We start from the raw sequence: 11,825 nt of genomic DNA, 5'->3' as shown, positions 1-11,825 counted from the left end.
GGTTTGTGGTTTTTTATGTCCGTCGGCGCGGGGTTCGGGGGGGGGGCGCCCCCTCCGCCGGGCGGGGGGGGGGGGGGGGGGCCGGGCGGGGGGGGGGGGCCCCCCCCCCCCGGCCCCCGCCCGGCAGTGGGTCAGGCGCAGGCGCTTCCGTTGACGGCGAAGGCCGTGGGGGAGGGGTGGGTCCCGCTGTACGTCCCCTGGACTCCGAAGCTCGCGGTCGCACCAGGGGCGATCGCCCGGTTCCAGTCGGCGTTACGGGCGCTGACGGCAGTGCCGTTCTGGGTGACGGTGGCGTTCCAGGCGCTCGTGACGCGCTGACCGCCCGGGTAGGTCCAGGTCAGCTGCCATCCGTCCACGGCCGTCTGGCCGGTGTTCCGGACCGTGACGGTCGCGGTGAAGCCGGTGCTCCAGACGTTGCTCACCGCGTACGTCACCGCGCAGGCGGCGGTGGGCGGTTCGCCGGTGGAGCTCCGCTCGGCGGCGTAGGCGGCGAGCCAGGCCAACGGGGCGTTCCAGTTGACGGCCACTTCGTTGGTCGAGTACGAGTCGATGTGGTCGATGTAGCAGGCGGCCGGTGCGCAGCCGGTCAGCTTCTCCTGCGCCACCGGGTCCTGGAGCGCGCTGTTGGGGCCGCCTGCGAGCGATCCCGCCGGCGGGTGGGGCAGCGAGGGGTCCAACTGGTGGGCCCAGAAGCGGTGGTGCTGGTTCTGCGAGGACGCCTCACCGTAGCCCGTCACGTACGACAGGCCGAGGGCGTTGCGGCCGAGCAGGTAGTCCATGGTCTCCAGCGCGCCGGCGCGGTAGCGCCCGTCACCCGTCAGTTCCCCGGCGACGGCCATGACGACCGCGTCGTTGGCGACCTCGCCGTTCGAGCCCCAGAAGTACCCGTCCGCCGGGACGGGCACCGCGTAGCCCTGGGCGGCCATCCTGGACAGGTAGCCGTCCGCGGCCGAGGTCACCGAGCCACGGACCCGGGCCACGTCGGCGGCGGGCAGCCCGGTGGGGACGGTGGCCAGGACGAGCCGGCCGAGCGCGGCCGTGTCCGCCCAGCCGAAGCCGTACGGGCTGAACGCGTCGGCGGAGGTGTGCCAGGACGAGGAGGTCACCGCTTCCCGGTAGGCGCTCTCGCCGGTCGCCGCGTACAGCTCGGCGGCCGCCCAGTAGAACTCGTCGGTGACCCGCGTGTCCCCGTAGGCCCCGCCGCCCGTGCTGTCCGAATCCGGCGCGTACACCGCCGGGTTGGCCTGCGCCGCCGTCCAGGCCCGGCGGGCGGACGACAGGCAGCGGTCGGCGTACGCGGAGTCGTACGGCCGGAAGACCCGGGCGCACTGCGCGGCGGCCGCCGCGAGGTTCAGGGTCGCCGCCGTGGACGGGCGGTGCAGTTCGCGGGGCTGGGCGTCCTGCTCGGGGCGCATCGGCATGCCGGTCCAGGCCGCGTCATGGATCTTGTGGAACGCCATGCCCGCGTACGGTTTGCCCGCGGGCACCTGCATGCGCATCAGGAAGTCGAGCTCCCACCGCGCCTCGTCCAGGACGTCCGGCGTTCCGTTGCCGCGCTCGGGGACGCGCAGGGTCGAGTCACCGAGCGCCGCGTCCTTGCCCGCTCGCTTCGCCCGCTCGAAGGAGTTGACGACCAGCCAGGTCGAGATGCCGCCGTTCACCACATACTTGCCGTGGTCACCCGCGTCGTACCAGCCGCCCCTGACGTCCTGGGTGTAGTCGCACACGGTGGCCTGGCAGGGGACGGAGACGTCGCCCTTGTTGGGCGCGACACCGAGATGTCCGGCCGGGCGCGCGTATGCCGAGCCCACCAGGGAGGCATCGATCGCGATGCCGCTGCGCTGGTGGTGGAAGAACGCCATGGAGTCGGCGCGCAGCGCGTCGTAGAGGTCCGCGCGGATGTCGAACGGCGCGCTGCTACTGCCGTCGACCGCCAGGGAGTATCCCGAGCCCGCGCTCCGGTACGAGGAGAAGTCGGCCACCTGGACCGACTGCCCGGACGGTGTGTCCGCTCCGCGCGGGACGGTCGGTCCGGAGGCGACCACGGTCCCGGACGCGTTCCGCAGCTGCCAGGTGAGCGCCTGCGTCGCCGTGGTAACGACGGTGGCGCGCTTGGGTCCGTCCGGCAGGTAGCCGACCTGGTTGACGCGTACGGCGGTGGTCGCCGCCGCGGCGGACACGCCCGTGGCGGCCGGTGCGGTCATGAGACCCCCGAGGAGGAGGGCGCCCGTCAACAGGGCGGCGGAGAAGCGTACAGGGGGTCGTAACGACGGAGTGGTGCGGGGCATGAGCGGCTCCTGTGTGTCGTCTGTGTGGTCGTGGTGATCAGCGGGTGGAGTCGGTCCGGGTGAGCAGGCCCATCCGCCAGGGCGGACGGAGGTAGTCGCCCCCGGAGGAGTGCTGTGCCTTGATCCGGTAGTAGCCGCCGCCGGAGTCGACGCACCGGAACCGCTGGTTGGCGCTGTCGGTGCGGGTCCGCGGCCGCGCCGTGCATGTCAGTCGTCTCTCCTGCTTCGCGGACGGCGACGTATGGGAGCGCTCCCAATTGACGAAATATCGAACATCGGTCGGTAGGTCGGAGATCTGGAGCGCAGATTAGTAACGCCCGCCATCACCGTCAACGGCCTCGACCGCGGCGGCGAGAAGTCGTCCTCCTGGTCGATTCGACGTCGTGTGGCGTCTCGGGGTGGCCGGGTGGCCCCGGCGGCTGACGGGAAATCGGAGGCGCCCGGCCACGAGTGAGTCTCCTCTCGTGGCCGGACGTGGACCGGGGTGGGACGGAGCTCAGCGGTTGAACGTCAGCCGCGGTGCCGCGTTGCGGGCGAGGGTGTGGGCCTGTTCGGGCCACCAGGTGCCGGCGGGCGGGTCGACGATGCCGTACTCGGGATCGATCGTGCCGCCGGTGTTACGCGTGCAGCTGCCGTCGGACTCTCCGGGGATCTTGACCCACAGGTAGGCGTCGACGAGCGGGACGCCGGTGTCGGCGGTGGGACGCGGGCCGAGGCCACGGCCGGGCGCGTTGCACCAGATCTCCGGGTCCCCGGTGTACTTGCCGGGCTCCGGGGCCCAGGCGCCCAGGCCGTTGCGGCTGGTGTCGATGACGAAGTGGTGCAGCTCGTCGTTGGACGGGGTGCCCACGTTCTGGTCGAACCAGGCGTCGGTCCAGCGCCACGTCGTGGGGTCGGCGGAGTCGACGGCGTTGCCGGGGGCCCCGTCGTTGGGCGCGGCGGGCGAGTAGTACTGGGTGGCACACCAGTCGGCGTGGCCGCGTGCGTACTCGGGTCCCTCGGTGGCGAACCACATGCACTTGGCCATCCAGGTGCCGTACCTGGCGTTGTGGTCGGTGGGGTGGGTGTTGGAGACGTTGAGGGCGAAGCCGTCGCTGTACCGGACCCCGGCGTCGAGCAGCCGCTGCGCCATCTCGCCGACGGGCCGCCACAGGACATTGCCCGCGTCCAGGTAGACCGCGGTGCGGGGCTTGGACTTGATGGTCTTGACGGCGTACTCGAGATCGGCGATACGGGTGGCCGTGAGTTCACCGGTCGGGTCCACGGTGGGCCCGCAGTCCCTGGGGAGGAGGGCCAGGCCGTCGGGCTCGACCACGACCACCGCCTTGCTGTCGCCGATCCCGGCGGCGAAGGCGTCGATCCACTGCCGGTAGGCGGCGGAGGACGCGGCTCCGCCGCTGGAGTACTGCGTGCAGTCCCGGCCGGGCACGTTGTAGGCGACCAGGAGGGGGGTCCGGTCGACCGTCCGGGCCTTGCGGACGAGCTTGTTCACCTTCACGCGCACCTCGTCGGGCGTGCCCTCGGTGAACCACTCGGCCTGCGGATGGCTCGCGAGCCTGGCCATGTTCGTGGCGTTCGCGAGGTCGCCGTTCCTGAGGTCGACGAGAGCCTGCTTGGCGGCCTTGCTGTGCGGGTCCACGTAGAACTTCGTGGCCGGGGTGATCGTGTCCGCGGTGGGTGCGGCCTGTGCCTGCCCCTGTGTCGCTGCGAGGGCGGCACAGGCCGCGAGTGCCGCTATGGCGGCGGTCGCGCGGCGCCGTAGGCTGCGTGGCTTCATGAATGCTCCTGGTCGAAGGACGGATGAGGGGTGGAGCGTCCGCCGCGAAGGCCGGGCCGCCGGCTGTGCGTGCGGAGGGCGGGCCGTGACCGGCCCGGCCGAGACGCCGCGGACTGTCCTTGTGGCCCGGTCGCGGGACGGGGAGGGAGCGGGCCACAGGAGTCGGGGGTCAGTAGCCGTAGATCATCTTGTAGGCGACCTCGGGGAGGAACTGTCCGGCCGAGGAGCCGGCTCCGACGCCGCAGTTGCCGTCGGACTCGCCCGGGGCCTTGATCCACAGGAGCATTTCGGCGCCGCCCCCCAGCCGGCTGGGGGTGCCGATGCGGCGGCCCGCCGCGTTGCACCACTCGCCGTTGGCGCCGTTGCCGTTGCGGCTGGTGTCGACGACGAACGGCTTGGTGTAGCCGTAGCGGGCGCCCAGTTCGCTGTTGACGGCGTTGCCGTAGGCGGTGTTCTGGGCGGTGGTGTAGTAGTTGGAGATGTTGAGGGAGAAGCCGTGCGCCTGCCGGAGGCCGGCTTCATGGAGGCGCTGGGCCATCGTCGCCGGGCTCACCCAGCCGGGGTTACCGGCGTCGAGGTAGACCCAGGTGTTCGGCGCCTGGCGGTTGAACTCGGCGAGGGCTCCACTGATCATGCCTTGGCGTTCGCGGATCTGGGTCTGGTTCATGCAGCCGTAGTCCGCGATGGAGTCCGGTTCGAGCACGACGACGGCCGGGCGGTCGGCGATCCCGCCGGCGAACTGCGCGATCCAGCTCGCGTAGGCGGACGGTGAGGCGGCTCCGCCTCCGGAATGCCCGCCGCAGTAGTCGCGGTGGTAGATGTTGTAGGCGACGAGGACGGGCAGCTTGTCCCCGTGGTCCGCCGCCCCCACGTACGCACCCGTGGCGGTGCCGATGGTGCCGCTCCAGGAGCCGAACCAGCGGGCCATCGGAGTGTTGGCCAGGGACGCGTTGATCGCGGACGCCCGGCCGTCACCGGCGTTGGCGGCGGCCCACTGCTTCGCGCTGGAGTTCGGGTCCACGTAGAACCCGCTGGTCATGGTGGTCGGGTCGGCCGCGTGTGCGGACGGCGCGACGGCGAGTGCCAACGGCAGGGCGAAGAGGGCTGCTGCGAGGGCGCGGAATCTGCGGCGCATGACTGTACCTCGGTTTCCTGGCGGCGGATGCGCCGCACGCTCTCGTCCTGAGCAAGCGGCGCACTGAGGAAGTGCGGTGGTACGACGTCCCCGTGGTGCCGGTGACTCTCCGGCGGGGGCGACAGCATCCGTCGGCCGTACGGAGATTCGTGGAAGCGCTCCCACTGGAAGCGGTCCCAACCGCCACTCCGCATGCCTCGGGTTGTGGGCGGTATCGTGTGACGCCCCGTTCGGCCTGTCAAGTACCACCGTTTAACCCACACTTCACAGGACGGCAGGAAGGGTTTACAGTCCTGGAACTGGAAGCGCTCCCAGTCTTCCGGTCTTTGAGGGTCTTTGAGGCTCCCACCTGTTGACCTTCGCCTGACGGGCCGGGCGGGGCGGGGTGGACAAGGCTCGGGGGCGCGACCGTCAGGCCGTGAGAGAAAGAGGCAGGTTCATGGCGGAAGGTGTGCCACGCCGGCAGTCGACACTCGACGAGGTGGCCGAGCTGGCCGGTGTCTCGCGGTCGGTGGCGTCCCGTGTGCTCAACAACGCCCCGCACGTCAGCCGCGCCAAACGCGAGGCGGTCGAACGGGCCGTCCATCAGCTCGACTACGTACCGAATTCGACCGCCCGCGCGCTGGCGACCCGTCAGACCGGGGCGGCCGCCCTGGTCGTCTCGGGCGAGGATCCGTCGATCTTCGCGGATCCGTTCTTCGCCCAGGTGATCGTGGGGGCCTCGGCCGCCCTGGAGGACGCCGATCTGCACCTGATGCTGTGCCTGGCCGCCTCCGACCGGGGCCGCAAGCGAGTGGAGCAGCTCCTTCGGGCCAAGGGTGCCGACGGCGTGATGCTGATGGCGCTGCGCGAGGACGATCCGCTGGCCCGCATGGCCGAAGAGGCGGAGATGCCCGTCGTGTTCGGCGGGCGCCCGGTCGGTGTGGACCCTCGGTGGTACGTGGACGTCGACAACGTCGGGGGAGCGCGCCAGGCGACCGAGTACTTGATATCGTCCGGCCGGACTCGTGTGGCCACGATCTCCGGGCGTCTGGACACCGAGGTCGGGCGAGCCCGGTACCGCGGCTACCGGGATGCCATGCTGGCGGCGGGCCTCGATCCGTATCCGCCGGAGGCCGGGGACTTCACCGAGTCCACCGGAGCCGCCGCCATGGCCGCGTTGCTGACGAACCATCCCGACCTGGACGGGGTGTTCGCCGCCAACGACAATATGGGGGCCGGGGCGCTGCGCGCGCTGCGCGAGGCCGGCCGGCCGGTCCCCGGTGACGTCGCCGTGATCGGCTTCGACGACCTGGCCGTGGCCCAGATCGCCGATCCGCCGCTGACCACGGTTCACCAGCCCATACAGGGTCTCGGCCGGGAGATGGCGCGCATGCTCGTCGCGCTCATCAACGGACAGGATCCCACCCCGCTGATTCTCCCCACGCGTCTGGTCACCCGCGCCAGCGCCTGACGGGACACCCCTGCGGGCACCCCCGCGGGCAGTGCCCCAGCCTCCCGGCCTTCACCCTTGACAGGGCCGTCAAAGGGACGGCAGGGTTCCGCTACCAGCTTTTGGGAGCGCTCCCAATCCGGGAAGAAGCCCCAGGACCTGTTCTCACCCCGGCCCTTGTAGGCCACCCCCCGCGCCGACCGCCGACGAGGCGAGGCTCTGCCCGGCGTACCCCTCAACCCCTTTGACGCATCGAGGAGATGCCATGCCCTGCTCGTCCGTGCCGCGCGTCCGCACCCGCTCCGCCGTACTCGTCTCCGCAGCGGTGGCCTTCGCGCTCGCCCTCACCGGCTGCTCGTCCTCCGACAACGGCTCCGCCTCCGCCGACGGGAAGATCACCCTGACCGTCGGCACCTTCGGGACCTTCGGGTACAAGGAGGCGGGTCTGTACGACGCCTACATGAAGCAGCACCCCGGGATCACCATCAAGGAGAACCCGACGACCGTCGAGGGCAACTACTGGACCGCCCTGCAGACCCGGCTGTCCGGCGGCGGCCTCGACGACGTCCAGGCCCTCGAAGTCGGCCGGATATCCCTGGCCACCTCCGAGGACCTCGCCGACGCCTTCGCCGACCTGTCCGACGCCCCCGGCGTCGACAAGAAGGACTACCTGCCCTGGAAGTGGGACCAGGCCACCACCGCCGACGGCAAGACGATCGGCCTCGGCACCGACGTCGGCCCGATGGCCATCTGCTACCGCCAGGACCTGTTCAAGGCCGCGGGCCTGCCCTCCGACCCCGGGTCGGTCGGCAAGCTGTGGGCGGGGGACTGGGCGAAGTTCGTCGAGGTGGGCAAGCAGTACCAGGCCAAGGCGCCCCGGGGCACCGCCTTCATGGACAGCGCCAGCGGACTGTTCAACGCCGTCGTCTCCAGCAGCCCCGTCCAGTACTACAAGGACGGCAAGCTCGCCTACAAGGACTCGCCCAGCGTCAGGACCGCCTGGGACCTGGCCGTCAAGGCCGTCCAGGGCAAGACCAGCCAGGGCCTGAAGATGTTCGACACCCCCTGGCAGACCGCGTTCTCCAAGTCCACCTTCGCCACCACCGTCTGCCCCTCCTGGCAGCAGGCCAACATCCAGCAGTTCTCCGGCCCCGGCAACAAGGGCAAGTGGAACATCGCCCAGCCCCCGGCCGCCGGCAACTGGGGCGGCTCCTTCCTGGCCGTGCCCGCCTCCGGCAAGCACGTCGACGAGGCCAAGAAGCTCGTGGCCTGGCTCACCGCGCCCGAACAGCAGGCGAAGGTCTTCCAGAAGGTCGGCAACATCCCCGCCAACCAGGCCGCCTACGACCTGCCGGGCGTCGTCGACTACAAGAACCCCTACATCGGCCCCGGCGCCACCACCGGCCTGATCTTCTCCACCGCAGCCAAGGCCATCAAGCCCGCCGAGACCGGCCCGCGCGCGGGTGACCTGACCGGGGCGTTCGGCACCGGCGTCCTGCTCATGGAGCAGAACGGCAAGACCCCCGAAGAGGCCTGGAACGCCACCGTCCGCCAGATCGACAGCACCATCCAGTAACCCTTCCCCCGCCTCTCCCCGGCCGCCGTCGCGGGGGAAGGGAGCGGCCGGTCACCGGGGAGCCGGCCGCCCCTTTCCCCGTACCGACGCGACCAGCCGTGACCACCGAAGGAACCCGCCCGTGGCCTCCACGACCGCCCCCAGCCGCAACGGCCCCGCAGGCCGGCAGAACACCCAGCCGCCCCCGGCCCGCCCCGCCGGTCCAACGGCCTGGCGCAGCCGCCTGCACCGCTGGGACACCAAAGGCACGCCGTACGCCCTCGTCGCGCCGTTCTTCCTCGTCTTCGCCGCCTTCGGCCTCTTCCCGCTGCTCTACACCGGCTGGCTCTCCTTCCACCGGGTGAGCCTCTACAACGTCGACCGCGCCGAATGGGTCGGCCTGCAGAACTACACGGACCTGTTCACCGGCCAGGTCAGCCACTACTTCTGGAACGCCCTGCTCAACACCTTCACCCTGGGGGTGCTGTCCACCGTCCCCCAACTGCTGATGGCGCTGGGCCTCGCCCACCTGCTCAACTACCGGCTCCGCGCCCGCGGATTCCTGCGCACGGCGCTCCTCGCCCCGTACGCGACGTCCGTAGCCGCCGCCACCCTCGTCTTCGCCCTGATCTTCAGCCCCGAGGGCGGCATGGCCAACTGGCTCCTCGGCCTGTTCGGCGCCGGGCCCGTGCACTGGGAGGCCGGCCGCTGGAGTTCGCAGTTCGCGATCTCCGTGATCGTCACCTGGCGCTGGACCGGCTACAACGCCCTGATCTTCCTCGCGGCCATGCAGGCCGTCCCGCGCGAACTGTACGAGGCCGCCGCCCTGGACGGCGCCAACCGCTGGCAGCAGTTCCTGCATGTCACGATCCCCGCCCTGCGCCCCACGATCCTCTTCACGGTGATCGTCTCGACCATCGGCGCCACCCAGCTCTTCGGCGAGCCCTACCTGTTCGGCGGCCAGAGCGGCCACCAGGGCGGCACGGACCACCAGTACGAGACCCTCGGGATCCTCATGTACGACCAGGGGTTCCACTCCAGCATGCTCGGGCGCGCCAGCGCGGTCGCCTGGATCATGTTCGGCCTGCTGCTGCTCATCGGGCTCGTCAACGCGCTGATCACCCGCCGCCTGCGCGCCTCCCAGTGACGTGGAGTACGACATGACCACCACCACATCCGTCCCCGACCGCCGTCACCACGCGGCGGCACGACGGTCCGCCCGCGCCGGCAGGGCCGGCGGCCAGCACCGGGCCGGGCGGCTCGCCCACATCGTCCTGGGCCTCGCGGCCCTGGCGTCGCTGTTCCCGCTGTACTGGACGCTGGTCGCGGCGTCCACCGACAGCCACGCGGTCGTTTCCAGCCCGCCGCCGATGCTCCCCGGTGGCAACCTGTTCAAGAACCTCACCTATGTGTGGCACAACGCCGGCGGGCGCGGCATGGGCGTCGCCCTGCTCAACTCCACGCTCGTCGCCGGGGCCGTCACCGCCAGTACGGTGACCTTCTCCGTCCTCGCGGGTTTCGCCTTCGCCAAACTCCGCTTCCGCGGTATGAAGGTCCTGCTCGGCCTGGTCCTGTCCACTCTCGCCGTGCCCGCACAGCTCAGCGTCGTACCCCTGTTCATCCTCACCAAGAACCTGGGGCTGAGCAATCACCTCGGGGCGCTGATCCTGCCCGTGCTCGTCACCGCCTTCGGCGTCTTCTTCATGCGCCAGTTCCTCTCCCAGGCACTGCCCACCGAACTCCTGGAGGCCGCCCGCGTCGACGGTGCCAACTCCCTGCGCGTCATCTGGCACGTCGTCTTCCCCGTCGCCCGACCGGCGATGGCGGTCCTGGGCATGCTGACCTTCGTCCAGTCCTGGAACGACTTCCTGTGGCCGATCATCGTCATGAACGGCTCCACCAATCCGACGGTCCAGGTCGCTCTCGCCGGACTGGGCACCGGCTGGTCCACCGACTGGTCCGTCATCACCGCCGGAGCACTCATAGGCACCCTGCCCCTCCTCCTCGTCTTCGCCCTCTTCGGACGTCACGTCGTCGGCGGTATCACCCAGGGCGCCGTCAAGGGCTGACCTTCTCGTTCCCCCTTCGTCCCACCCCCTCTGCCGAAGGAGTACTTCGCCATGCCCGCAACCCCCGCCACAGCCAACGCCCCCGCCACAGCCACCGCCACCGCCCCTGCCTCCGCAGCCGTCGACCGACTGCACTTCCCGCCCGGCTTCCTGTGGGGCGCGGCCACCGCCGCCTACCAGATCGAGGGCGCCGCCGCCGAGGACGGCCGCACCCCCTCCATCTGGGACACCTTCGCCCACACCCCCGGCAAGGTCGCGAACGGCGACACCGGCGACATCGCATGCGACCACTACCGCCGCTACCGCACCGACGTCACCCTGATGTCCCACCTCGGCCTCCAGGCCTACCGCTTCTCCCTGTCCTGGCCCCGCATCCAGCCCGGCGGCCGGGGCCCCGCCAACCCCGCCGGCCTCGACTTCTACCGCCGGCTCGTCGACGAACTCCTCGACGCCGGCATCCAGCCCGTCGCCACCCTGTACCACTGGGACCTTCCTCAGGAGCTGGAGACCGGTCGGACGAGCGGCTCCGCCGCGGGCGGCGGCTGGACCGAGCGCGAGACCGCCGAACGCTTCGGCGAGTACGCGGCCCTGGCCGCCGACGCCCTCGGCGACCGGGTCGCGCTGTGGACCACCCTCAACGAACCCTGGTGTTCGGCCTTCCTCGGCTACGGCTCCGGCGTCCACGCCCCCGGCCGCACCGACCCCGCCCTCGCCCTCCGCGCAGCCCACCACCTCAACCTCGCCCACGGCCGCGCCACCGCCGCCCTGCGTGCGACACTGCCCGCCCACGCCCAGATCGCGGTCTCCCTCAACCTGCACCAGGTCCGGCCGCTCACCACCGACCCCGCCGACCTCGACGCGGCCCGCCGCATCGACGCCGTCGGCAACCGGATCTTCACCGGCCCGATGCTCTCCGGCGGCTACCCCGCCGACCTCCTCGCCGACACCGAGCACGTCGTCGACTGGAACGCCCTGATCGGGCCGGGAGACGAGGCCGCCATCGGCGCTCCCATCGACCTCCTCGGCATCAACTACTACACCCCGGCCGTCGTCTCCGCCCCCACCCCGGGAGCGGCCGCGGTCAACCACGCCCACGGCGAGAGCGGCCACTCCCCGTGGCCCGGCTCCGAGGACGTCAACTTCCACCTCCCGCCCGGCGACACCACCGACATGGGCTGGACCATCGACCCGACCGGCCTGTACGACCTCCTGACGGCCACCTCCCAGGCCCATCCCGGCCTGCCCCTGGCCGTCACCGAGAACGGCGGAGCCTTCCCCGACATCCCCACCTCCGACGGTCAGATCCGCGACCACGACCGGATCGACTACCTCCACCGGCACCTCGCCGCCGTCCACCAGGCCATCGCCGACGGAGCCGACGTACGCGGCTACTTCCTCTGGTCTCTCCTCGACAACTTCGAGTGGGCCTACGGATACGACAAGCGCTTCGGAGCCGTCCACGTCGACTACGCCACGCAGCTGCGCACTCCGAAGGCCAGTGCCCGCTGGTACGCCCGGGCCATCGGCGCGAACGCGATCCCGGGCCTCTGAGCCGGCGGGAGACCGGGT

General features: G+C 71.2%; 8 protein-coding genes. 5 read left to right on the top strand and 3 right to left on the bottom strand.

The window, feature by feature from the left end; genetic code table 11:
• Window positions 1–131: 131 nt before the first annotated feature.
• The 3 genes from ACFWWU_RS34915 to ACFWWU_RS34905 form a co-directional block, all read right to left on the bottom strand.
• On the bottom strand, window positions 132–2,288 hold the full coding sequence (locus tag ACFWWU_RS34915) for a glycoside hydrolase family 9 protein (RefSeq protein WP_384152394.1): 2,157 nt from the start codon (window positions 2,286–2,288) through the stop codon (window positions 132–134).
• 496 nt (window positions 2,289–2,784) lie between these two features.
• On the bottom strand, window positions 2,785–4,065 hold the full coding sequence (locus tag ACFWWU_RS34910) for a glycoside hydrolase family 6 protein (protein WP_384152391.1): 1,281 nt from the start codon (window positions 4,063–4,065) through the stop codon (window positions 2,785–2,787).
• A gap of 169 nt (window positions 4,066–4,234) precedes the next feature.
• Window positions 4,235–5,200, bottom strand: a complete 966-nt coding sequence (locus tag ACFWWU_RS34905) for a glycoside hydrolase family 6 protein (protein WP_384152388.1) — start codon at window positions 5,198–5,200, stop codon at window positions 4,235–4,237.
• A 439-nt stretch (window positions 5,201–5,639) separates the two neighbouring features.
• On the opposite strand from ACFWWU_RS34905, the gene ACFWWU_RS34900 reads away from it, so the two are divergent.
• The 5 genes from ACFWWU_RS34900 (at window position 5,640) to ACFWWU_RS34880 (ending at window position 11,807) form a co-directional block, all read left to right on the top strand.
• Window positions 5,640–6,653, top strand: coding sequence for a LacI family DNA-binding transcriptional regulator (locus ACFWWU_RS34900; protein ID WP_384152385.1), 1,014 nt, complete (start codon window positions 5,640–5,642; stop codon window positions 6,651–6,653).
• 244 nt (window positions 6,654–6,897) lie between these two features.
• The gene (locus ACFWWU_RS34895) at window positions 6,898–8,208 is read left to right on the top strand and encodes an extracellular solute-binding protein (protein WP_384152382.1); all 1,311 of its coding nucleotides are present in this window, start codon (window positions 6,898–6,900) and stop codon (window positions 8,206–8,208) included.
• A gap of 121 nt (window positions 8,209–8,329) precedes the next feature.
• Window positions 8,330–9,334: a carbohydrate ABC transporter permease gene (locus ACFWWU_RS34890; protein ID WP_384152379.1), complete on the top strand. Its 1,005-nt coding sequence runs from the start codon at window positions 8,330–8,332 to the stop codon at window positions 9,332–9,334.
• A gap of 13 nt (window positions 9,335–9,347) precedes the next feature.
• Complete coding sequence (locus ACFWWU_RS34885; RefSeq protein ID WP_384152376.1) at window positions 9,348–10,256, top strand: carbohydrate ABC transporter permease; 909 nt, start codon at window positions 9,348–9,350, stop codon at window positions 10,254–10,256.
• A 51-nt stretch (window positions 10,257–10,307) separates the two neighbouring features.
• A complete protein-coding gene (locus tag ACFWWU_RS34880) occupies window positions 10,308–11,807 on the top strand; it encodes a GH1 family beta-glucosidase (RefSeq protein WP_384152373.1) in 1,500 nt (499 codons plus the stop codon).
• Window positions 11,808–11,825 lie beyond the last annotated feature (18 nt).

The organism is Streptomyces sp. NPDC058650 (assembly GCF_042717315.1).
Lineage (GTDB): Bacteria > Actinomycetota > Actinomycetes > Streptomycetales > Streptomycetaceae > Streptomyces.
This window is presented reverse-complemented; position numbering and strand designations above follow the sequence as displayed.